Below are 22,209 nucleotides of genomic sequence, written 5' to 3' on the forward strand. Positions count from 1 at the left end.
CAAGCTCGCTCCTACGAAAAGCAGGCTCGCGCGGGCCTGGGCTGTAGGGGCGAGCTTGCTCGCGAACCCCGCCTACCCCTGATGATCCCGAGCAAGGCGGCGGCGAGAGGCGTAAGATGCCCGCCTATTCTGCTCAGTCTTTCATCGGGAGTACCCATGGGCGCCGCCAACCGAGCCACGGTGGAAAACCTTCTCCGCCAGATCAACGACCCCCACACCGGCCAGAACCTTCTGGACGCCGGTTACCTGCGCGAACTGGACATCCAGGGCGGGCGTATCTCGCTGACCCTGGAGCTGGGCTACGCCGCCGGCCTGTTCAGGAACGGCCTGGCGCAGACCGTGCAGATGGCCCTGGAAGCGCTGGAAGGCGTCGACTCGGCCCAGGTCAAGGTGGAAACCCACATCGCCGCGCACAAGGCCCAGGCCCAGGTGCCGGGCATGAGCAACGTGAAGAACATCATCGCCGTGGCCTCCGGCAAGGGCGGCGTGGGCAAGTCCACCACCGCCGCCAACCTGGCGCTGGCGCTGGCCCGCGAAGGAGCCAAGGTCGGCATCCTCGACGCCGATATCTATGGCCCGAGCCAGGGCATCATGTTCGGCATCCCCGAAGGCACCCGGCCGAAGATCCGCGACCAGAAGTGGTTCATCCCGCTGGAGGCCCACGGCGTGGAAGTCATGTCCATGGCCTTCCTCACCGACGACAACACCCCGGTGGTGTGGCGCGGCCCGATGGTTTCCGGCGCACTGCTGCAGCTGATCACCCAGACCGCCTGGAACGACCTGGACTACCTGGTCATCGACATGCCGCCGGGTACCGGCGATATCCAGCTGACCCTGGCGCAGAAAGTCCCGGTGGCCGGCTCGGTGATCGTCACCACCCCGCAGGACCTGGCCCTGCTCGACGCGAAGAAAGGCGTGGAGATGTTCCGCAAGGTCAACATCCCGGTGCTGGGCGTGGTCGAGAACATGGCCGTGCACATCTGCTCCAACTGCGGCCATGCCGAGCACCTGTTCGGCGAAGGCGGCGGCGAGAAGCTGGCCGCGCAGTACGGCGTGGAGCTGCTGGCGTCGCTGCCGCTGTCCCTGGCCATCCGCATGCAGGCTGACGGCGGCAAGCCCACCGTGATCGCCGATCCGGAAAGCCAGCTGGCGATGATCTACCAGGAAATGGCCCGTTGCGTCGGCGCCCGCATCGCCCTGAGCGAGAAGGCCGCGCCGGACATGCCGAACATCTCCATCAGCGACGACTGATCCGCAGGGACTGCCATGCGCAAGGATGCGAAATGCGCCGCCGGCTGGCTGCTGGCGGCGTGCCTGGGTCTCGCCGGCTCAGTGGCACGGGGCGCCGACGAGGATTCTGCCAACTGGCAGGCCCAGTGCGTGATAGACGGGCAGCCGGTAACCCTGGACTTCCGTTCTGTCTCGGGCGATGCCTTCGAGGATGACATGGCCGTGCAGGCGCGCCGGGCCGATGGCGCCAGCCAGGCCCTGCCACTGCCGCCAGGCCTCTACCACGCCACCGGCCTGCTTGGCAGCCCGGCAAGTGCCTGCGACCCCGTGCCGCTGCTGGACATGGGCAACGGCCTCGGCCTGTTGCTCGTGGTGCGCGACAACCGCCCCGGCCTGCCGGTGGTGGATGCGCTGCTGCTGGACCTCGCCACCCTGCAGGTGGTGGACAAGCGCCTGGGTGACCCCGGTGCGGTGGAAGGTCTGCTGAAAACCGCCAGCCTGGTGCTGCGCCAGTCGCCGCCGGGAGTCGACCTGCGCCTGGTGCGCGAGGCGGTGCCTGGCGCCGAGTGCGATTGCGCCGACGCCTATGCCGAAGACTGGCTGCGTTTCTCGGTGGACCAGCGCAAGCTGCGCACGAACTGGCTGCCCTGAGAACCTACGGAAACCATTCCGTCCCGGCGCCGACAGGAAACTGGCCGCTGCGCAATTCCTCCTGCGTGAGCTCGCGGCCGGTCCAGAGCCGGACCTTGCGCGCACCGGCCCCGCGGCAGAGCTCGTACAGCCCGCGGATTTCCACCTGCGTCAGGCCGCCTTCGAGCAGCTCCTGAGGGTGCAGGATCAGCACCGGCGCGGCCTTGAGCAGAGACCTGGGCGCGAGTCGGCCGACCAGCAGCTTCAGGGTCATCTCGGCGAAGGAGAAATTGGCCAGCAAGGAGCGGGGATGGTCGAAGCCGTTGACGATTTCGACGCCCTCCTGGCCCTGCAGTTGCTGGGCGGCCTCGCCGGCCGCCAGAACCCTGGGCTTGCCATCTTCATAGCGCAGCGCCAGCAGGGGCCGTTCGCTGAATGCTTCGCCGGACGGGAGCACCACGCCGCTGATCCACTGGCGCGAGAGTTTCAGGTATAGGGTGGACGAAAAATGATCAAACACAGGCGGCCTCTTCCATGAGTCGATGCGCAGCAGGTTATGCAAATCCACGCTTGAGCGTCGACCATCCAGCCGCACCCTTTGCCGGAAATTGTGACGCCCGGTAAGATTCGCCTTCTTTTTTCAACCGCCGCACAGGACACCCGCCATGAGCATCAAATCGGACAAGTGGATTCGCCGCATGGCTCAGGAACACGGCATGATCGAGCCGTTCGTCGAGCGCCAGATTCGCGGTGCCGATGATAGCCGGGTGATTTCCTACGGTGTTTCCAGCTACGGCTACGACGTACGCTGCGCTGCCGAATTCAAGGTGTTCACCAACATCCACTCGGCCGTGGTCGATCCGAAGAACTTCGACGAGAAGAGCTTCGTGGACATCAACAGCGACGTCTGCATCATCCCGCCGAACTCTTTCGCCCTGGCCCGTACCGTCGAGTACTTCCGCATCCCGCGCGATGTGCTGACCATCTGCCTGGGCAAGAGCACTTACGCGCGCTGCGGCATCATCGTCAACGTGACCCCGCTGGAACCCGAGTGGGAAGGCCACGTGACCCTGGAATTCTCCAACACCACCAACCTGCCGGCGAAGATCTACGCCCATGAAGGCGTGGCGCAGATGCTGTTCCTCCAGTCGGACGAAGCTTGCGAAGTGTCCTACCGCGATCGCGGCGGCAAGTACCAGGGCCAGACCGGCGTCACCCTGCCCAAGGCCTGATCGCCTTCCGCGTCATGAAGAACCGGGCCTTGGCCCGGTTTTTTATTGGAACGAAGAACCTGTAGGAGCGAGCTTGCTCGCGAACGCCCGGCTCGATTCCCTTGGGGGGAAAGGTTCGCGAGCAAGCTCGCTCCTACAAAGGGCAGTGCGCCAGGACGAACGCCGCGCGCTCCTGCGGACTGCACAGCGGCAGCTCCAGCAGCCGATAGCCCAATGCTTCGTAGACCTCAACCATGACCGCGGCTGTTCGCTGCGCCTCGGCGAAGCCCTGCCGACGTTCGGCATCGTTGCGGTAGATGGCTTGCCACGCGGGCGCCAGGAACACGGTTGACGCGTAGCGCAGTCGCTGCGCGGCGGCTTCCAGTTCGTCCGTCATCGGCAGGCCGCAGAGCCGTGCATACCCCAGCACATCCGGCAGGCCGCGATCGAACAGCCACTGGCCACCCGCATCGAGCGCTCGCTCGCGAGTCGTCAGTGCGTGCTCGAACATTTCCCGGCAGAAGGCCTCCCGGTTCGCCCACGGCAGCGCATCGCCGCCACGCGCCCGTTGCTCGCGGATGATGGCCCGGCCGCCTTCCTCGACGATGTTCAGGCCGTGATGGCGGTGCAGGTGCTCGAGCAGAGTGCTCTTGCCGGCGCCGGGGCCGCCGGTGATGACGATGAGGGATTCGGACATGGCGATGACTCCTGGGAAAGGATACGGGGGAGTACCAGCCGGGGAAGGTCTTGCAGGAAGGAAATGCAGCGGAGGAGAGGCGGGAAAAAAGAAAGGCACCCAAGGGGTGCCTGAATATGATCATGGAGTAAGTCGACAAATCTGATTCCGGGGTGGGAGCGAAGTTCCCGGCCCCCGGAAAAATTTTTCAGATCATCACTTTTCGGGCACCAGCGTCAGGCGCTTCACGCCGTAGACCTTCTCCAGGTTCTGCGACTGGAAGGGGAAGCTCATGTAGTTGCCCTTCAGCCAGGCGTCGATGCCGTCGGCGTAGTGCGGGCTGGCCGGGTTGCCGGACTGGCCGCTGCTGTTGAGGCCGATCATCGGCTCGCTCTGGCCGAAGTCGACGACGATGCGCATGGCCGGGATCAGCCAGGTGTTGAAGTCCTGGCCCCAGTGGTAGGCCGAGACGTTCAGCGTGCTGTGGTCGCCGCCGGCCGGGTAGGGGCCGCGGTCCAGGTAGCCCTTGATCGCGCCGAGGCTGGCGCGCTCGCCGGCACTCAGGTTGGGCGCCATCTTGGTGCTGTCGCTGACCCACTCGTAGGTGTGCAGCTTGCCCCACTGCCAGGCGTGGCGGTCGCTGCCCAGCTTCTGTTCGCAGAAGGCGGTGGCGGCAGCCAGGCTGCGGGCGAGGATTGCCGGCTTGTCTTCCTTCTGCGGGGTGCGGGTGTCATCCCAGAACGGGCTGTCGTCACGGCCCAGCAGATGGTCGGCCTGGGCCGAGTAGGAGAGGTTGGTGGTCTCGACGAAGGCCTTCCAGGACGGGCTGTCTTCCGGGCCCAGCTCGTCGAGGAAGATCTGCTTGGTGCTTTCCTGCAGGAAGGCTTCGTACAGCGCGGCGTCGCCGGAGGTGGCCGAGAGCTTGCCGTCGAACGCCATGATCCGGTCCAGCGCTTCGCGGGCGCGGGCGCGCTGGTCGGTGGGCAGGGCGTCGATGGCTTTCTTCAGCGGCTGCGCCATGCCCGGTGCGTCCAGCATCGACTGCAGCTTGCCGGCAAAGGGCGTGGTCTGGTCGTACTGCATGGCGATCATGCTGCGGTAGTCGTGGCTCTTGCTGCCACCGGCGAGCTGGGCGATGCGCTCGTAGCGCTCCGGGTAATACCAGGAGCTGGACAGCTGCGCGCCGTAGCCCGGCTGCACGCTGCGGTGGTTGGCGGTGCCCAGCCAGCCTTGCTGCGGGTCCTGGTCGGACGGGTGGAGGATCGGGTCGGCGTAGCCGTCCCAGTCATAGCGGCCGTCCCAGCCGGGCGAGGGCAGCAGGCCGCGGCCTTCCTTGCGGTTGGGGAAGCGCCCGGTGACCTGCCAGCCAATGTGCTTCTCGTCGGCGAACACGATGTTCAGCGCCATGGCGCGCACGTCGCGGGTGGCGTCGAAGGCCTGCTCGACGTTCTTCGCGCGGGACAGGTCGAAGAAGGCGTCGAGGGTGCGGTCGGTCTCGCCCTGGATGCTCTGGTAGGCGATGCCGTAGCCACTGGACAGCGGCAGCGGTTGCAGGTCGTGCTTGCGCTCGCCCAGGGCGCTGTTGAGCAGCGGACCGTGGCGGGTCTCGTAGATGACTTCGCGGACCGGGCTCTGGCCCTTGATGAAGAAGGTCTCGTTGCGCTCGATGGCCGGTTTCCACTGGCCATCGGCGAGGTAGTAGAGCTTGCTGCCCTGGCGCTTCACCTGTTCCAGGAAGAGGTCCTGGTTGTCGCCCATGACCATGGTCATGCCCCAGGCCAGCTTGCCGTTGAAACCGGCGACCACGCCCGGCACGCCGGCGATGGAGACGCCCGCGGCGTTGTACTTGGGCGAGCGGATCTGCACGTAGTTCCACACCGAGGGCATGGACAGCGGCAGGTGGGTGTCGTTGGCCAGGATGCTCTTGCCGCTGCGCGTACGCTGCGGGGCGATGGCCCAGTTGTTGGACGCGGCGACGCCCATCATCTGCAGGGCGGCGACCTGCCCGGCAGCGCGATCCAGGGCGTCGAGGCCGGCGATCCTGCCATCCAGGCGCAGGCCCTTGAGTTTGTCCGCTTCCTCGAACGGCAGCGCTTCGTCCGGGTAGATCGGCGTCAGCCAGGGCAGCTTGTCGGTGCCGACTTTCTGCGCCAGGACCAGGGAGGCGATCTCCTCCTGCAGGTTCACCGCCAGGCCGAAGTTCAGCAGGCTGAAGACCAGCGCGGAATCTTCCGGCTTCCAGTACTCGGGGCGGTAGCCGGACTCGGCGAGGTCCATCGGCAGCTTGTCGCGGTAGCGGTACAGGTAGGCGTTGACGCCGCGTGCGTAGGTCTCGAAGAAGCGCTTGAGGCGCGGCGAGGCACCGGCGTAGAGGGCGTCCGCGGCCTTCTTCAGGTTCACCGTGCGCATGAAGCGGTCGGTTTCCAGGGCGCCGGGACCGACCATCTCGGACAGGCGCCCCTGGGCCATCAGGCGCAGGCCGACCATCTGGCTGATGCGATCGCTGGCGTGCACATACCCCAGGGTGAACAGCGCGTCGTGGAAAGTGCTGGTCTCGATCAGCGGCATGCCCAGGCTGTTGCGGCGGATCGATACGTTGTCCGCCAGGCCCTTGATCGGCTGCACGCCGTAGCTCGGCGGCAGGCTGTCGGAATAGCGGTCATTCAGCCAGCCCTGGCAGCCGGTAAGGCTGACAGCGGCAGTGACGGTGGCGGCAAGGCCGAAGCTGGAAAGCCGGCGGAAGGCACGCGGGGCCATGGGGATGTGCTCCTGCACAAAGAGGGTCGCGGAAAAGGCGCTACGTTAGTGAGCCGAGGATAGCTGTGCAAGCCGCGCGGGGCGGGATTTTCAGCAGCCGACGAATAGTTGGGCCGGACAGCAGAAGGCCCGCGCTGGGCGGGCCTTCTTCGCAGTGCTCGGGGCCTGGGTCAGGCGCCGTGGCACTTCTTGTACTTGCTGCCGCTGCCGCAGGGGCAGGGATCGTTGCGGCCCACGTCCTTGAGCGGGTTACGCGCAGGCTCCTGGCTGTGGTTGCAGTGCGGGCCGTGCACGTGGCCATGGTCATGGTGGTGGTCATGATCGTGGTCGTGGTTGCAGTTCGGACCGTGTACGTGGGGTTCCTGGCTCATGGTGACGCTCACTCGGGGATGAAATCGCCGGGAATTATCTCGCCATTGCGGGCGATGTGCACGCTCTGTCCGAAGAGCAGGCCGGTCTTCACTTCACCGTCGAGGCGATAGCGGATCGGCTTGTCCGGGTCTTCCAGCAGCTTGACGATGTACTTCATGTGCCGCCACAGGTTGGTGGTCACCGGCACTTCGAAGGTTTCGTGGCCGTTGGCCGGCACTGTGAACCAGTTATTCGACTCGCCTTCGGCGAGGTCGATATCGTTCAGCTTGACCTTGTAGGCCAGGCCGCGAACCGGAAGGCTGAAGTCATTCGGGTTGTCGATGCGGAAATGCAGGACGAACTCCTGCTCCAGCAAACGAGCTTTCACGACGTCTACTTTTTGCAGCTTCACGTCGGGTTGCTCGAAATTGCCTGACATCCAGCCACAGCCGGAGACGAGGCTGAACAGCCAGAACAGGCTGAGAATTCTTATCATTTGCGCCTGATAATTCATGTCTACCCCTCAAGACGCCCCAGTGTACCAAGCACCTGCTCGGCCGCAAGTTGTTGTTACGTTAAAAGAAGCTGCACCATACTGGCCGAATGTAACCGGCGGGTTAACACAGGAGAGTGAAGATGAGCCGCTATGAGATTGCCTTCTCGGGACAGACCGTTCCGGGTGCTCAGCTCGACACGGTCAAAGCCAACCTGGCCAGGCTGTTCCAGGCCGACGCGCAGCGCATCGAACTGCTGTTCTCCGGTCGCCGCATGGTGATCAAGAACAACCTGGATGCCGAGGCCGCGGAAAAGTACCGCAGTGTGATCGAGCGCGCTGGCGCTGTCGTCGAAGTGGTCGACATGGAAGCGCAGATCGAGGAGATCGAACTGGCCCCACCGCCGCCTGCCGAGCCCGTCAGCGCACCGGTACAGCCGGCTGCATCTGCCGCTGCGCCACAGGGGCGTCTGAAAGTTGCGCCGCGTGACGAGTACATGGCCGCTTTCGCCGACGTGGATGCGCCGGACTTCGGCCTGGCCCCGGTAGGCGCCGACCTGCAGGACGAAAAGCCCGAGGCCCAGGCGCCGCGCGTGGACCTCAGCCAGTTCAGCGTTGCCCCGGTGGGCAGCGACATGGGCCAGGCCAGGCCTGAACCGACGGCGCCTGCGCCGGACACCAGCCACCTCAAGCTGCAGGACTGATCAGTCGCCCTGGTGCGGGTCGTCCTTGTAGACGAACTTGGGCATTTCCCAGCGGAAGCGGATCGCCAGCATGCGGAACAGGAAGCCGGCGGACAGGGTGATCAGCATGGCCTGCTCCTTGGGCAGGTCGATCTGCAGGCAGATCAGGTAGCACCAGGCGCTGGCGAAGGACACGCTGGCGTACAGCTCGCGGCGGAAGATCAGCGGCACGTCGTTGCAGAAGATGTCCCGCAGGATGCCGCCGAAGACCCCGGTGATCACGCCGCTCACGGCGGCGATCAGCAGGCTGTGGCCCATCTCCAGGCTGACCTGGCAACCGATCAGGGTGAAGGCCACCAGGCCAACGGCGTCCAGTGCGAGGAACATCGAGCGCAGGTGGCGCATCAGCGGGGCGATGAACACGGTGAACAGCGCGGCGCCGGCAGTCAGTGCCAGGTACTCCGGGTGACGCACCCAGGTCAGCGGGTAGTGGCCCAGCAGCATGTCGCGTACCGAACCGCCGCCCAGGGCGGTGACGCAGGCCACCAGTACCACGCCGAACAGGTCCATGCTCCGCCGGCCGGCGGACAGCGCGCCGGTCATGGCTTCGGCGGTGATGGCGATGATGTAGAGAACGGTCAGCAGCATGGCGAGGTCCGGCAGGGGTAGCCGGTGCGGCGAAACACCGCCGCCCCGGAAAAAAGCGCGGATTCTAGCCCAGACACCGAACGCCCCCAAGTGGGGCGAGTTCGCGCCTTACTCGATCCTGTCCTACTCAATCCAGGGACCGCAGCATTTCTTCAGCTTGCCGCCGGCGCCGCAGGGGCAGGGGTCGTTGCGTCCCAGCTTCATCGGCACGGTGGGGTCGAGGAAGTACCAGCGCCCGTCGCGCTGGACGAATCCCGAGCACTCACGGTGGCTGTGCTCGCCACCGGCATCATGCCAGCGCGCAATGAACGTCACCCGTGCATGTTCCGGCTGGCCGCCGAGCACTTCATGGCTCACCACCTCCAGGCCCAGCCAGGTGCTGCCCAGGCTCCAGGTGCGAATGGCGTCCAGGTCCAGGCCCTGTTGCTGGGCGGGGAGCGTCGTATCGCGCAGGTAATCCACCAGGCCCAGTGCGTAGGCGCTGTAGCGCGAGCGCATCAGCGCCTCGGCGGTGGGCGCCGCGACGCCGGCGTGGAAGCGCCCGCAGCAGTCGGGCAATGGGCGGCCGCTGCCGCAGGGGCAGGTCGGTTCGGTCATGGTCACCACCAGTACTTGCCGAAGTTTTGCGGGTTGGCCCAGAACTTCGCATTGAGCCAGTCCGGGACCTGTTTGTATTCGTGCAGGTCGTAGGTGAACAGGGTGATCACCTGGGCGTCGCGCTGGAAGCGCTCGCTGGCCTGCATGGCCAGGGCGTAGAAGTCGGCGTCCTGCGCCTGGGCGGCGTCGAGGTCGACCAGCACGGCCACGCGGCTGCTGTTGAGGTTGCGGATGCCCCCAACCAGTTGCTGCGCATCGCGGCGCGGCAGATGTTCCAGGCAGTCGGCCAGCAGCGCGAGGTCGTAGCGCTGGCCGGCCAGTTCCGCCGGCAGGGCGCCGGCGTCGGCGTGAAACAGTTCGCAATCCGGATGTGCCGCGAGAAAGGCGTCCACCGCTGGAATCTGGCTGGCGCCCACCAGCAGGAGGCGCTGCGGCGCGTAGCGATCGAGCAGGGCGGCAAGGGCTTGTTGCGGCGTGCGTGTCGAAATCATGGGGCTCGTCGAAGGCGGAAAATAATGAACGAAGACTAGCGTGTGACACCCATATGGCCTAGTGCTGGCGCATTCTGTCAGTCACGTCTTTACTCGGTAATTGTCGGTCAAGACCCGATCATTAGAGGAGACATAACTTTATGAGCATCACAAGGACCGCTTTACCCCTGCTGCTGGTAAGCACGTTGCTCACCGGCTGCGCAGGGTTGCAGAAGTCCGATTGGCCAACCTGCGCCGTGGTTGGCGGTGTCGGCGGCGCCGGTCTGGGTTCCATCGAAAGCAGCGCTTGGGCCGGTTGGGGAGCCCTGATTGGCGGTGTGCTGGGTGCGTCCTACTGCTGGGTGCATGGCGCCGCAGAGCAAGTGGCCGAGGTTCCGCCGCCTGCACCGGCTCCTGAGCCTGCTCCGGCTCCGCTGCCCAAGGAAGAGACCATCGTGGTGCGTGACCTGCACTTCGCCTTCGACTCGTCGAAGATCGATGCGCAGGACAAGGACAAGCTCGACACCATCGCTACCCGCCTGAAGGGTGAGGCTGCGAGCACCGAGCTGAACATTGGCGGTCACACCGACAGCATCGGTACCGACGCCTACAACCAGAAACTGTCCGAACGCCGCGCCAACGCCGTGTCCAACTACCTGGTCGATTCTGGCGTACCTGCCAGCAGCATCAAGTCGGTCGTCGGCTATGGCGAGAGCCAGCCGGTTGCGGACAACAAGACCAAGGAAGGCCGCGCCGAGAACCGTCGCGTGGAAATCAAGATCACCCGCCAGTAAGTCCGGCGTGATCTGTGCAAAGGGGGCCCTCGTGGCCCCCTTTGTCATTCCCGGTTGCCACTGGCATAGGCCGGGACAGAGGCGTATGTTCCCCGGCAAAGAAAAACACGGGGGCACTTCATGAAAGCGTTGTTGGGGCTGGGCAAACTGATTGCCCTGTTGTTCTGGCTGGCGGTGCTGGCGAACCTGATCCAACCCTTCGCACATCCCTTCGCGCTGCTGCTCAATGCGGCGGGCGCGCTGATCCTGCTGATCCACATTCTCGAAGTCCTGGCGCTGCGCAAGCGTCTGCAGGGCCGCCCGCATCCGGGCATGGACCGCCTGCAGATCCTGCTGTTCGGCGTGTTCCATTTCGCGACCCTGCCGCAGCCGGCAGCGGAGCAACCGGCATCGGCAAAAGTAGAAGGAGATACCCATGCGTAAGTCGTTGCTGGGCCTGGCGCTGTTCGCCCCGCTGGCGTGTTCGGCCGCCGGCACTGTCTCGGTGGAGGCCAACACCGTGCTGCGCCTGCCGGTGAAGGGCGAGAGTCTGAGCCTGGACCGCATCAGCGTCGGCCCGGAAGGCGCGCTGCTGATTCCGTCGCGGGTCAAGGAGCTGAAGGTCGGCGAGCTGGACCTGGCGAAGAATGCGCGGATCGGCGTGTTCCCCGGCAACGATGCGCTGCAGATCGAGGTGCAGCACGGCAACCTCGCCGACGGCAGCGTGATCGCCGCGCAAGGCAGTTCCGGCAGCTTCGAGAAGCCGGCCAGCAGCGGCCGCAACCTGGTGCTGCGGCTACAGGACGTGGCGGTGGAAAACCTGCTGATCGACGTCCGCGGTGGTGTCGGCGCGCCGGGCTATGATGGCCTGGACGGCGGCAGTGCGCAGACTTCCGGCTGCCTGTGGGGTAGCGGGAAGTCCGCCGGTAACGGCCAGAACGGCGCCGACGGCCAGACTGGCGCGTCCGGCGGCGTGGTGCGTCTGGAAGTACCTGAGCAGTTCGATGTTGCGAAGGTCAAGGTTCGCCTGGAAGGCGGCGCCGGCGGAGCGGGCGGCAAGCCCGGCAAGGCCGGTCCGCGCAGCAGTGAGAAGGGCTGCTGGTTCTATTCAGTGGCGGGCGAGAAGCCCGGTGCGGAGGGGCAGGGCGGTGCGGAAGGGGCGAAGGGCAGCGAAGGCCGCCTGGACGTGAAACGCTTCTGAATCGATGTCATCGAGAAAAAGCCCGCCCGGTAACGCGCGGGCTTTTTTCTTGGCGGTGCGGGGGCTTACCAGTGCGGGCGGGCGGCGACGAAAGCCACCAGCGCCATGCCGATCAGCAGGTTCAGGCCCACGGTCTTGCGGATCTTGCCCAGCGCAGCGCCGCCGGCCGGCCAGTCCTCGGCGCCCACCGCGCGGCGCAACTCCGGCAACTGCAGCGCCTGGATACGCAGGAACAGCGCGAGCATCGCCACATACAACCCCATCATCACCTGCACGTAGCGCGGCGCGCCGGCCATGCCGTTGAAGCTCAGGTGCAGCATGCCTACGCCGGTCACCGGCAGCAGGATCACCGCGGCCCACACCCAGCGGAAGAAGCGCGGGAAGACCTCCAGCCACAGCTTCAGCCGGGGCGGCGCCTCCAGCGCGGCGACGGCGGCCGGGCGCAGGACCATCCAGGCGAAGAACATGCCGCCCACCCAGACCAGGGCGGCCAGGACGTGCAGGGCATAGACGAAGGCAAAGGGTGTCATTCGGACGATCTCCGCTGGCGATTGAAGTCAAGCGCGCTATCATAGCCGCCGATTCGAACCACTGAAAATTTATCCAGCATCCGGATGTGTCCTCAAGGCATGCTCCGGGGCCCGGGAAGTCCATGCTCAGCACCGAACTCAAGGCTACGATCCAGGGCGCCTACTCGCGTTTCCTCGAAGCCAAGGAACTCAAGCCGCGCTACGGCCAGCGCCTGATGATCGCCGAAGTCGCCAAGGTCCTGGGGACCATCGCCAGCGACGAGGAAGGCCATCGCCTGGGCGATGCCGCCGTGGTCGCCGTCGAAGCCGGCACCGGCACCGGCAAGACCGTCGCCTACAGCCTCGCCGCCATCGCCTGCGCCAAGGCCGCCGGCAAGCGTCTTGTGGTCGCCACCGCCACCGTCGCCCTGCAGGAGCAGATCGTCCACAAGGACCTGCCCGACCTGCTGCGCAACTCCGGCCTGTCGTTCAGCTTTGCCCTGGCCAAGGGGCGCGGGCGCTACATGTGCCTGTCCAAGCTCGACCACCTGCTGCAGGAAGGCCAGGCGCAGAGCGCCACCGCCCAGCTGTTCGAGGAGGAAGGCTTCCGCATCGACGTGGACGAGACCTCGACCAAACTGTTCAACCAGATGATCGAGCGCCTGGCCGGCAACCGCTGGGACGGCGACCGCGACTCCTGGCCCGAGGCCATCGAGGACGCGCAGTGGGCGCAGGTCACCACCGACCACAGCCAGTGCACCAACCGCCATTGCCCGAACTTCCAGCAGTGCGCCTTCTACAAGGCGCGCGAAGGCATGACCAAGGTTGACGTGATCGTCACCAACCATGACCTGGTGCTGGCTGACCTGGCGCTGGGTGGCGGCGCGATCCTGCCGGACCCGCGCGACACCCTCTACGTGTTCGACGAAGGCCACCACCTGCCGGACAAGGCCATCGGCCACTTCGCCCACTTCACCCGCCTGCGTGCCACGGCCGACTGGCTGGGCCAGGTGGAGAAGAACCTGACCAAGCTGCTGGCGCAGAATCCGTTGCCGGGTGATCTCGGCCGCCTGATCGAGCAGGTGCCGGAGCTGGCCCGCGAGCTGCGCACGCACCAGCAGTTCATGTTCACCGCCTGCGAGGAGGTCGGCGACTTCCGTGCCGGCGAGGACATGGAAGGCCGCGAGCGGCCACGCCATCGATTCGAGGGCGGGGTGATCCCCGAGCACATCCGCGAGATGGGCATCGAGCTGAAGAAGGGCTTCTCCAAGCTCACCGACCTCTTCACCCGCCTGACCGAACTGCTCAAGGAAGCCATGGACGGGGAGGGCAGCGTCGGCATCGCCAGCCACCAGGCCGAGGAGTGGTACCCGCTGTTCGGCAGCCTGCTGTCCCGCGCCCAGGGCAACTGGGAACTGTGGACCGCCTTCACCAGCGAGGACCCGGAAGACAGCCCGCCCATGGCGCGCTGGCTGACCCTCGCCGAGAGCGGCACCTTCTACGACATCGAAGCCAACGCCAGCCCGATCCTCGCCGCCGAGACCCTGCGCCGCAACCTGTGGAACGTGGCCTATGGCGTGCTGGTGACCTCCGCGACCCTCACCGCGCTGGGCACTTTCGACCGCTATCGCATGCGCGCCGGCCTGCCGCGCGCGGCCGTCACCGCCGTGGTGCCGAGCCCGTTCCATCATGCCGACGCTGGCGTGCTGCGCGTGCCCGACCTCAAGGCCGACCCGCGCGATGCTGCCGCCCACACCGCAGCGATCATCCGCGAGCTGCCGGAGATCGTCGAAGGCTCGCGCGGTTCGCTGATCCTGTTTTCCTCGCGCAAGCAGATGCAGGAAGTCTTCGACGGCCTGGACCGCGACTGGCGCAAGCGCGTGCTGATCCAGGGCAACCTGTCCAAGCAGGAAACCCTGAACAAGCACCGCTCGCGGGTCGACGATGGCGAGCCGAGCGTGCTGTTCGGCCTGGCCAGCTTCTCCGAAGGGGTGGACCTGCCCGGCGCCTATTGCGAGCACGTGGTCATCGCCAAGATTCCCTTCGCGGTGCCGGATGACCCGGTGGAAGCGGCGCTGTCGGAATGGATCGAGGCGCGCGGCGGCAATCCCTTCATGGAGATCGCCGTGCCCGACGCCTCGCTGCGCCTGGTGCAGGCCTGTGGTCGCCTGCTGCGGACCGAGCAGGACCGCGGCACCATCACGCTGCTGGACCGCCGCGTGGTGACGCAGCGCTACGGCAAGGCCATTCTTAATGCATTGCCGCCGTTCCGCCGCGAAATTGCTTGAGTGTGCGGGAGCGAGTTCCCGCGCTGGCTGTCAAACGATCGCCCGCCGCCCGGCGGGCGTGTTGCAAGGATTCGAATCCATGACTTCGATGCGTTGGCATCTGCCTCTGCTGCTCAGCCTGGCCATCGCCAGTGCCCCGGCCTGGTCGGCCGGCGGCAATGAAACCCTGTTCAACTTCGTCAAGCCGATGGCCGTGGTCACTGTCACCACGCAGAACGCCGATCTGCCCAGCTCCACCGCCGAGGCCACGCCCGAAGGCGAAATCCTGCGCCGGGTAAACTTCAACCCCGCGCCGCAACCGACCCTGCGTCTCGCGCCTTCCAGCGGCAGCTGGGACTGGTCCCAGGCCGACAGCGTCAGCCTGCGCATCCAGAACGCCATGGACTGGGCGATCACCCTGGAAGTGGAAATCGAAGGCGTCGCCGGCGCCCCCGGCCTGCGCGCGAGCATCGCCCTGCCGCCGGGGCCGGCGCAGACCCTGGTGATCCCGCTGCACGCTATCGCCCCGGAAGACTTCGGCATGCGTGCCGGCGTGCCCATGCCCGTCACCCAGGACGGCCAGCGCCTGCTGCTGGCGAGCAAGGTCAGCGGCGAGCTGAACCGCAGCCAGGTGGGTGCGGTGAAGCTGTTCCTCACCTCGCCCAAGGCGGCGCAGGACATACTGGTCGGCCGCTTTGGCACCCGCGCCGGCAACGACGAGTACCACAAGGCCTACACCGGCATCGTCGACGCTTTCGGCCAGTCCACCCGCAGCGACTGGCCGGAGAAGGTGAAGAGCCCCGAGCAACTGGCCAGCGCCTGGAAAACCGAAAGCGAGCAACTGAAGAAGTGGCAGCCGGCGCCCGGCCGCGATGCCTTTGGTGGCCTGCTCGACGGCCCGGCCTTCGAAGGCACCGGCTTCTTCCGTACCGAGAAGCGCAATGGCCGCTGGTGGCTGGTGACGCCGGAAGGGCACTCGTTCTGGTCCATGGGTGTCAACGCGGTGAATGCCGACAGCAGCCAGACCTACGTGGAAGGCCGCGAATACATGTTCGCCAGCCTGCCCAAGGAGGATGAGCCGCTGGCCGCCTTCTACGGTCAGCGCGATGACCGCAGTGGCGTTGGTGCCCAGCAGGGACGCGCGTTCGGCAATGGCCGCTGGTTCGACTTCTACGCCGCCAACCGCTTCCGCGCCGACGGCGGCCTGAGTGCTGACGCCGCCGCGCTCGCCTGGCGCGAGCGCACCGTGCAACGCCTGGGTTCCTGGGGCTTCAATACCCTGGGTGACTGGAGCGATCCGGCCTTCGCCGACGATCCGCGCCTGCCCTACAGCGTGCCGCTGTCCATCAGCGGCGATTACGCCACGGTGAGCACCGGCTACGACTGGTGGGGCGCCATGCCCGACCCCTTCGACCCGCGCTTCGCCATGGCTGCCGAGCGCGCCATCGCCATCGCCGCCCGTGACCACCGCGAGGATGCGTGGCTGCTGGGCTACTACGCCGACAACGAGCTGGCCTGGGCCGGCCGTGGCGACGACGACCAGGCGCACTTCGCCCTGGCTTTCGGCACGCTCAAGCTGTCCACCGACAGCCCGGCCAAGCGCGCCTTCATCAAGCAGCTCAAGGACAAGTACGAGGAGCACGAACAGCTTGCCGAGGCCTGGGGCGTGCAGCTGGGTTCCTGGGAGGACCTCGATGCGCCGGGCTACCAGGCGCCGGTACCGAGCGAAGCGCACCCGGCCATTGCCCAGGACTACAGCGCCTTCCTGCGCCTGTATGCCGACCAGTACTTCAAGACCCTGAAGGACTCGCTGCAATGGCATGCGCCGAACCACCTGCTGCTCGGCCCGCGCTTCGCCGTCAGCACGCCGGAGGCGCTGGCCTCCTGCGCGCAGTACTGCGACATCCTCAGCTTCAACCTCTACGTGCCGCTGCCGCAGCAGGGCTTCGACGCCAACTACGTGCGCAGCCTGGACAAGCCGGTGCTGATCACCGAATTCCACTTCGGCTCCCGCGACCGCGGGCCTTTCTGGGGCGGCGTCGCCGAGGTGTACAACGAGCAGCAGCGTGGCGAGGCGTACCAGCGCTTCCTCGCCGCGGCCGCGAAGGAGCCGAACATCGTCGGCGCGCACTGGTTCCAGTACCTCGACCAGCCGGTGACCGGCCGCCTGCTCGACGGCGAGAACGGTCACATCGGCCTGGTCGGCATCACCGACCTGCCGTTCACCGGCTTCGTCGACGCCGTGCGCAAGGCCAACCAGCAGACGCTCAAAGGCATCGACGAACTGGCCCGCGCCGCAGCCAAGGTGGCGCCGGAGCCGCAGCCGAAACCCACACCGGCCTCTGACGACAGCGACGACGAGGAACAGGCCTCGGAGCAATGATCCGACATTCGTGAAGCCACACCCTGCCTTCGGCAGGGTTCCCAGGGGCGGAGCGCGCTGAAAGAATGGCGCCTTCGCCCCTGCTCATTTCTGGAGTTTGAGATGACCCTGAACGGCCACTGCGATCCGCGCTTCACCCCCGTTGCCGATGCCTTCAGTGCGCTGTTCGAAGACCCGCAGGAACGCGGCGCAGCGCTGTGCATCCAGGTCGGCGGCGAAACCGTGGTCGATCTCTGGGCTGGCAGCGCGGGCAAGGAGCCGGGCCAGGACTGGCAGGCCGATACGCTGCTCAACCTGTTCTCCTGCACCAAGACCTTCGCTGCCGTTGCTGCCCTGCAACTGGTGGGAGAGGGCCGGCTCGATCTCGATGCGCCGGTGGCGCGCTACTGGCCGGAGTTCGAGCAGGCCGGCAAGCAGGGCGTCACCGTGCGCCAGCTCCTGTGCCATCGCGCGGGCCTGCCGGCGATCCGCGAGCCGCTGGCGCCCGAGGCGCTGTATGACTGGGACACCATGACGGCCGCGCTGGCCGGCGAAACGCCCTGGTGGACGCCCGGCGCCGAGCATGGCTACGCCCCCATCACCTACGGCTGGCTGATCGGCGAAGTGATCCGCCGTGTCGACGGTCGCGAGCCGGGTGCCGCCATCGTCGCGCGCACGGCCGAGCCATTGGGGCTGGATTTCCACATCGGCCTGGATGACGCCGAATTCCACCGGGTGGCGCACATTGCCCGGGGCAAGGGCAACCTGGGCGACGCCGCGGCGCAACGCCTGCTGCGAACCATGATGACCGACGCCGCCGCACTCTCCACCCGCGCCTTCACCAATCCGCCTTCGGTACTCACCAGCACCAACAAACCGGAATGGCGGCGCATGTCGCAGCCGGCGGCCAATGGCCACGGCAATGCGCGCTCGCTGGCGGGCTTCTACGATGGCCTCCTGCAGGGCAAGTTGCTGGATGAAGCGCTGCTGGCCGAGCTCACCCGCGAGCATGCCGTCGGCGAGGATCGAACTTTGTTGACCTGTACGCGCTTCGGTCTTGGTTGCATGCTTGACCAGCCGAGTGTCGCCAATGCCACCTACGGCCTCGGCCCGCAGGCTTTCGGGCATCCGGGCGCCGGCGGTTCCATCGGCTTCGCCGACCCGCAGCGCGAGGTGGCCTTCGGCTTCGTGGTCAACACCCTTGGCCCCTACGTACTGATGGACCCACGCGCCCAGCGCCTGGCGCGCCTCACCGGCGACTGCCTGTAGCGACGAGCGGGAGGAACCTTCCTCCCGCCGCACCTTCTTAAGGTCGTCCGCTTTTGCCGTCGTGCTTGCGTGCGTGACGGCGCTCCCCTGCGCGCAAACATGCGCCGCTCGTCAGTTCGAGATTAAAATCTCGTTCCAACTGAGTAAGTTATGTACAACTCTTAAGCCGATTGCTGAAGTCAGGGTGCCCCCGCCTACCGGTGGCGCCTGGCCTCCCTTCATGTTCCGACTTTATGGTATCGCTCCCATGAACCTGCTGTTCTCGAACTCGCTGAAAGTCTCCACCCTTGCCCTGTGTGTCGGCCTTTCCGCCTGCAGCCAGTTTCAATCCCAGGATCAGGCCAACGGCCAGGCCAAGGTTCCGGAAAGCGCCGCTGCGGCCAAGCCCGCCGCTGGATCCGACCACTGGTGGTGGCCCTTCGGTGGCGACCAGGCGGCCACTGCCGCCGCGCCCGCGCCGGAGAAAAAGCCCGTTGAAGCGCCGAAAGTCGCCGACGCCGGCAGCCAGCAGCCCGGTGGCCACTGGTGGTGGCCCTTCGGTGTGAGCGACAGCAAGCCCGGCGCCGAGAAGCCCGCGAAGCTGCAGGACACCAAGGTCAGCAAGGAGTGGCTGGACCAGCACGAGAAGTCCCTGCGTGAAGCGGTAGCCGGCAGCAAGTTCACCGTCGAGCGCCGCGAAAACGCCCTGGTGCTGATCGCGCCGGTGGAAGGCTCCTTCAATCCCAAGCGGCCTGAGCTGCTGCTGCCGATCACCCTGGCGCCGCTGGGCAACGTGGCGAAGATGCTGCAGAACGATCCGGAGAGCGGCGTACTGGTCCTCGGCCACAGCGACAGCTCGGGCGACAAGGCGAGCAACGACAAGGTCAGCCTGCAGCGTGCCCAGGCGGTCTCCTCGATCTTCCGCCTCAGCGGCCTGGGCGCCGACCGCCTGCGCCTGAAGGGCGTCGGCTCCAGCCTGCCGCGCGCCGACAACGCCAGCGCCGAAGGCCGCGCGCTGAACCGCCGCGTCGAAGTGCTGGTGACCCAGCGCACCAGCCTGCTGGCACTCGCCCAGGCCAACTGATCCGCCGCACGCAAAGCGTCATTCCGCCTGGAATGACGCTTGTCGTGGATCAAGCGCGAAGGCGCAACTCTGGATAAGCTTAAGGACTTCTTCTGCAGGAGATTTCCGATGGCTCAGACCCTGGCCGATATGCGCCGTGAATACACCCGTGACGGACTGACCGAGACCCAGGCGCCCGCCGAACCGTTCAGCCTGTTCAACCAGTGGTTCGAGGACGCGGTGAAGACCGAGCAACTGCCGGTCGAACCCAACGCGATGATGCTCGCCACCGTGGACGCAGACGGCCAGCCGCACTGCCGCGTGCTCCTGCTCAAGGGCCTGGACGCGCGCGGCTTCACCTTCTTCAGCAACTACGAAAGCGCCAAGGGCCAGCAGCTCGGGGAAAACCCGCGCGCGGCCATGACCTTCTTCTGGCCGGCGCTGGAACGCCAGGTGCGCATCGAGGGACGGGTCGAGAAGGTCTCGAGCGAAGAGTCCGCTGCCTACTACCGTGTGCGCCCGCTGGGCAGCCGTCTGGGAGCCTGGGCCTCGCCGCAGAGCCGGGTGATCGACGGCCGCGGCGAACTGGAGCAACTGCTGGCCGAGACCGAGCAACGCTTCGCCGACAGCGCGCCGAGCTGCCCGGAATTCTGGGGCGGCTACCGCCTGCTGCCAAGCCGCATCGAGTTCTGGCAGGGCCGCCCGAGCCGCCTGCACGACCGTCTCAATTTCCGCAACGAAAATGGCGTCTGGGTACGCGAGCGTCTCGCGCCCTGATCTTCTGCTCTTCGTAGGAGCGAGCTTGCTCGCGAATCGCCTCACCGTTGGGGGTGTTCGCGAGCAAGCTCGCTCCTACAGGTCAACTCAATTTTCAGGTCTGAATCGGACCGATCGCGGACGAAGTCCGCTCCTGCGCACGCCGGAAAAACAGTGCTGCGGTGTAGGATGCCCTCCATCCTTCCGCACAACGGACCTGTCCCCATGAAAGTCGTCATCGCTCCCGACTCCTTCAAGGAGAGCCTCTCCGCCCCCGAGGTCGCCGAGGCCATTGCTCGTGGCTGGCTGCGTGCCCGGCCCGGTGACGAAGCCCTGCTGCGGCCCATGGCCGACGGCGGCGAAGGCACGGTGGACGCGGTGCTGGCGGCACGGCCGGGCGAGCGCCGCGAGCTGGACGTCTGCGGCCCGCTGGAACAATCGGTGAAAGCCCACTGGGGCTGGCTGGACGACGCCACGGCGGTGATCGAGATGGCGGCCGCCAGCGGCCTGCACTGGGTCCCGGAGGGGCTGCGCGACGCTACCCGTACCACCAGCCGGGGCACCGGAGAATTGATCCGCGAAGCGCTGGATGCGGGGGCGAGGAAGATCATCATCGGCCTGGGTGGCAGTGCCACCAATGACGGCGGCCTGGGCTTGCTGCAGGCGCTGGGCGTGAGCTTTCTCGATGGCCAGGGCAAGGAGCTGGGCGCCGGTGGCGCGCGGCTCGCGGAGCTGGAGCGCATCGACCTGTCGAACCTCGACCCGCGACTGAGCTCAGTCGAGGTCGAAGTAGCTGCCGACGTGAACAATCCCCTTTGCGGTCCCCATGGCGCCTCAGCCGTCTTCGGCCCGCAGAAGGGCGCGAACCCGGAGCAGGTGCAGCAACTCGACGCCGCGCTCAAACGCTTCGCCGAAGTCGCGGCGCTGGCCCTGGGGCAGGATCACAGCCTGTTCCCCGGTGTCGGTGCCGCAGGTGGCCTGGGCTTCGCCTGCCGGGCCTTCCTCAAGGCGCGGTTCCGCCCGGGCATCGAGTTGATTGCCGAGCTGTCGGAGCTGGAGGCGGCGCTGGCCGGCGCATCGTTGGTCATTACCGGCGAAGGGCGGCTGGACGGCCAGAGCCTGCACGGGAAGACGCCGGTGGGCGTGGCCCATGTCGCCCGTCGCGCGGGCGTGCCGGTGATCGCGCTGGCGGGCAGCGTCGGCGAAGGGCTGGCCGAATTGCGTGAAGCGGGGATCGAGGCTGCGTTCAGCCTGGCGCCGGGGCCCATCACCCTGGCTGATGCCTGCGCACGGGCGGCGCAGGAACTGGAAAGCCGCGCCGAAGCGCTGGCGCGCTTCTGGTCGCTGGCTCAGGCCGCGCGGTAGTCGTCGGCGGCGCGCTGCAGCCAGTCGGGCAGGTCGCGGCGCTTCACCTTCTCGCGCTTGGCGTCGGCCAGGCGCTGCAACAGATAGATACGTTTTTGCGGATCATCGCCAGCCAGCGACAGCGCCAGGTCGCGGTCCATCCAGCGGCGGATGCGCCAGTAGATCCACCAGTGGAAATACAGGCCGGCGGCGGTGGTGACGACGATGATGAAATAGTCCATGTGGGTATCCGAGTGGGGCGCTTCTGCTGCGGGCACCAGCCTAACCGATCCCCTGGCAGGAAAAACTGAGCCACGGCAGGCGTTTTCGGCGGATTTGGCACAAACTGTACGAAAGCTGAATCGAGATCAGCATGTTTCATGACCTGGCGTGACAGGCGGGCTGCCGTCGGAGTCTAATAGCCGTAGCCCTACTCGGAGGTTCCCTAATGCGTAAAACTGCCCTGATCGCCGTGACTTTCGCGGCCCTGGCCATGACCCTTGGTGGTTGCCAGTCCAGCCTGACCGGCGACACCTACACCCGTGAAGAAGCACGTACCGTACAGAACGTTCGCATGGGTACCATCCAGGCCCTGCGCCCGGTGAAGATCGAAGGCACCAAGACTCCCATCGGCTCCGTTGCCGGCGCCGCCGTTGGCGGTATCGGCGGCAGCGCCATCGGTGGCGGCAAGGGCAGCTATGTCACCGCCATCATCGGCGCCGTGGCCGGCGGCCTGCTCGGTGCAGCCACCGAGGAAGGCCTGACCCGCACCCAGGGCGTGGAAATCACCGTTCGCGAAGACGATGGCAGCACCCGTGCCTACGTCCAGCAGGTCGACGAAGGCGCCGTGTTCCGTGTTGGCGAGCGCGTGCGCATCCTGACCGTCAACGGTACCAGCCGCGTCGCTCACTGACCCGGCCACGGCTGCCCACCCGTGGCA

24 protein-coding genes are annotated in these 22,209 nt (G+C 66.5%); 14 read left to right on the top strand and 10 right to left on the bottom strand.

Annotation, left to right across the window (positions count from 1 at the left end; translation table 11 throughout):
• Window positions 1-156 precede the first annotated feature (156 nt).
• Together apbC and UB43_RS07810 are read left to right on the top strand one after the other, a co-directional pair.
• On the top strand, window positions 157-1,251 hold the full coding sequence (apbC, locus tag UB43_RS07805) for an iron-sulfur cluster carrier protein ApbC (RefSeq protein WP_045209853.1): 1,095 nt from the start codon (window positions 157-159) through the stop codon (window positions 1,249-1,251).
• A 15-nt stretch (window positions 1,252-1,266) separates the two neighbouring features.
• Window positions 1,267-1,881: a hypothetical protein gene (locus tag UB43_RS07810; RefSeq protein ID WP_045209854.1), complete on the top strand. Its 615-nt coding sequence runs from the start codon at window positions 1,267-1,269 to the stop codon at window positions 1,879-1,881.
• Between the two features lie 4 nt (window positions 1,882-1,885).
• On the opposite strand, the gene UB43_RS07815 is transcribed toward UB43_RS07810, so the two are convergent.
• On the bottom strand, window positions 1,886-2,428 hold the full coding sequence (locus UB43_RS07815) for a rod shape-determining protein (protein ID WP_177329780.1): 543 nt from the start codon (window positions 2,426-2,428) through the stop codon (window positions 1,886-1,888).
• Window positions 2,429-2,525: 97 nt separating this feature from the next.
• On the opposite strand from UB43_RS07815, the gene dcd reads away from it, so the two are divergent.
• A complete protein-coding gene (gene dcd, locus UB43_RS07820; RefSeq protein WP_017521037.1) occupies window positions 2,526-3,092 on the top strand; it encodes a dCTP deaminase in 567 nt (188 codons plus the stop codon).
• 133 nt (window positions 3,093-3,225) lie between these two features.
• Here the strand turns inward: dcd and UB43_RS07825 are convergent, their stop codons facing one another.
• The 4 genes from UB43_RS07825 to UB43_RS07840 form a co-directional block, all read right to left on the bottom strand.
• The gene (locus UB43_RS07825; protein WP_045209856.1) at window positions 3,226-3,768 is read right to left on the bottom strand and encodes an AAA family ATPase; all 543 of its coding nucleotides are present in this window, start codon (window positions 3,766-3,768) and stop codon (window positions 3,226-3,228) included.
• A gap of 195 nt (window positions 3,769-3,963) precedes the next feature.
• A complete protein-coding gene (locus UB43_RS07830) occupies window positions 3,964-6,504 on the bottom strand; it encodes a penicillin acylase family protein (protein WP_045209857.1) in 2,541 nt (846 codons plus the stop codon).
• Between the two features lie 170 nt (window positions 6,505-6,674).
• On the bottom strand, window positions 6,675-6,875 hold the full coding sequence (locus UB43_RS07835) for an SEC-C metal-binding domain-containing protein (RefSeq protein WP_045209858.1): 201 nt from the start codon (window positions 6,873-6,875) through the stop codon (window positions 6,675-6,677).
• An 8-nt stretch (window positions 6,876-6,883) separates the two neighbouring features.
• A complete protein-coding gene (locus tag UB43_RS07840; protein ID WP_045209859.1) occupies window positions 6,884-7,369 on the bottom strand; it encodes an LEA type 2 family protein in 486 nt (161 codons plus the stop codon).
• 122 nt (window positions 7,370-7,491) lie between these two features.
• Between UB43_RS07840 and UB43_RS07845 the strand changes: the two genes are divergently transcribed.
• A complete protein-coding gene (locus UB43_RS07845) occupies window positions 7,492-8,052 on the top strand; it encodes a hypothetical protein (RefSeq protein WP_045209860.1) in 561 nt (186 codons plus the stop codon).
• Here the strand turns inward: UB43_RS07845 and UB43_RS07850 are convergent, their stop codons facing one another.
• The 3 genes from UB43_RS07850 to UB43_RS07860 all read right to left on the bottom strand — a co-directional run bounded on the left by UB43_RS07850 (window position 8,053) and on the right by UB43_RS07860 (window position 9,767).
• A complete protein-coding gene (locus UB43_RS07850) occupies window positions 8,053-8,679 on the bottom strand; it encodes a trimeric intracellular cation channel family protein (RefSeq protein ID WP_156160370.1) in 627 nt (208 codons plus the stop codon).
• Window positions 8,680-8,802: 123 nt separating this feature from the next.
• Window positions 8,803-9,276 (bottom strand): YchJ family protein, encoded by a 474-nt coding sequence (locus tag UB43_RS07855; RefSeq protein ID WP_045209861.1) that lies wholly within the window; start codon window positions 9,274-9,276, stop codon window positions 8,803-8,805.
• A gap of 2 nt (window positions 9,277-9,278) precedes the next feature.
• Complete coding sequence (locus UB43_RS07860) at window positions 9,279-9,767, bottom strand: DUF6231 family protein (RefSeq protein WP_045209862.1); 489 nt, start codon at window positions 9,765-9,767, stop codon at window positions 9,279-9,281.
• 140 nt (window positions 9,768-9,907) lie between these two features.
• Here UB43_RS07860 and UB43_RS07865 point away from each other — a divergent pair, with 140 nt between their 5' ends.
• From UB43_RS07865 to UB43_RS07875, 3 genes are all read left to right on the top strand, one after another.
• A complete protein-coding gene (locus UB43_RS07865; RefSeq protein ID WP_045209863.1) occupies window positions 9,908-10,540 on the top strand; it encodes an OmpA family protein in 633 nt (210 codons plus the stop codon).
• 120 nt (window positions 10,541-10,660) lie between these two features.
• Window positions 10,661-10,963, top strand: coding sequence for a DUF1145 domain-containing protein (locus UB43_RS07870; RefSeq protein WP_045209864.1), 303 nt, complete (start codon window positions 10,661-10,663; stop codon window positions 10,961-10,963).
• Complete coding sequence (locus tag UB43_RS07875) at window positions 10,956-11,720, top strand: hypothetical protein (RefSeq protein ID WP_045209865.1); 765 nt, start codon at window positions 10,956-10,958, stop codon at window positions 11,718-11,720. The genes UB43_RS07870 and UB43_RS07875 overlap by 8 nt, the downstream gene beginning before the upstream one ends.
• A gap of 65 nt (window positions 11,721-11,785) precedes the next feature.
• Here the strand turns inward: UB43_RS07875 and UB43_RS07880 are convergent, their stop codons facing one another.
• Window positions 11,786-12,250: a CopD family protein gene (locus UB43_RS07880; protein WP_045209867.1), complete on the bottom strand. Its 465-nt coding sequence runs from the start codon at window positions 12,248-12,250 to the stop codon at window positions 11,786-11,788.
• A 122-nt stretch (window positions 12,251-12,372) separates the two neighbouring features.
• On the opposite strand from UB43_RS07880, the gene dinG reads away from it, so the two are divergent.
• From dinG to UB43_RS07910, 6 genes are all read left to right on the top strand, one after another.
• Window positions 12,373-14,517, top strand: a complete 2,145-nt coding sequence (gene dinG, locus UB43_RS07885) for an ATP-dependent DNA helicase DinG (protein ID WP_045209868.1) — start codon at window positions 12,373-12,375, stop codon at window positions 14,515-14,517.
• A gap of 79 nt (window positions 14,518-14,596) precedes the next feature.
• Window positions 14,597-16,879 (top strand): beta-galactosidase, encoded by a 2,283-nt coding sequence (locus UB43_RS07890; RefSeq protein WP_045209869.1) that lies wholly within the window; start codon window positions 14,597-14,599, stop codon window positions 16,877-16,879.
• A 102-nt stretch (window positions 16,880-16,981) separates the two neighbouring features.
• On the top strand, window positions 16,982-18,127 hold the full coding sequence (locus UB43_RS07895) for an EstA family serine hydrolase (RefSeq protein ID WP_045209870.1): 1,146 nt from the start codon (window positions 16,982-16,984) through the stop codon (window positions 18,125-18,127).
• Between the two features lie 247 nt (window positions 18,128-18,374).
• Window positions 18,375-19,190, top strand: a complete 816-nt coding sequence (locus tag UB43_RS07900; RefSeq protein ID WP_045209871.1) for an OmpA family protein — start codon at window positions 18,375-18,377, stop codon at window positions 19,188-19,190.
• Between the two features lie 108 nt (window positions 19,191-19,298).
• On the top strand, window positions 19,299-19,946 hold the full coding sequence (pdxH, locus tag UB43_RS07905; RefSeq protein WP_045209872.1) for a pyridoxamine 5'-phosphate oxidase: 648 nt from the start codon (window positions 19,299-19,301) through the stop codon (window positions 19,944-19,946).
• A 204-nt stretch (window positions 19,947-20,150) separates the two neighbouring features.
• Window positions 20,151-21,290, top strand: coding sequence for a glycerate kinase (locus UB43_RS07910; protein ID WP_045209873.1), 1,140 nt, complete (start codon window positions 20,151-20,153; stop codon window positions 21,288-21,290).
• On the opposite strand, the gene UB43_RS07915 is transcribed toward UB43_RS07910, so the two are convergent.
• On the bottom strand, window positions 21,275-21,511 hold the full coding sequence (locus UB43_RS07915) for a hypothetical protein (protein WP_045209874.1): 237 nt from the start codon (window positions 21,509-21,511) through the stop codon (window positions 21,275-21,277). The two genes, UB43_RS07910 and UB43_RS07915, sit on opposite strands and share 16 nt — an antisense overlap.
• Window positions 21,512-21,717: 206 nt before the next feature.
• Between UB43_RS07915 and UB43_RS07920 the strand changes: the two genes are divergently transcribed.
• Entirely contained in the window at window positions 21,718-22,182 is a 465-nt protein-coding gene (locus tag UB43_RS07920) for a glycine zipper 2TM domain-containing protein (RefSeq protein WP_045209875.1), read from the top strand.
• Window positions 22,183-22,209: the final 27 nt, after the last annotated feature.

Source organism: Pseudomonas sp. 21 (assembly GCF_000955805.1).
Taxonomy (GTDB): Bacteria; Pseudomonadota; Gammaproteobacteria; order Pseudomonadales; family Pseudomonadaceae; genus Pseudomonas.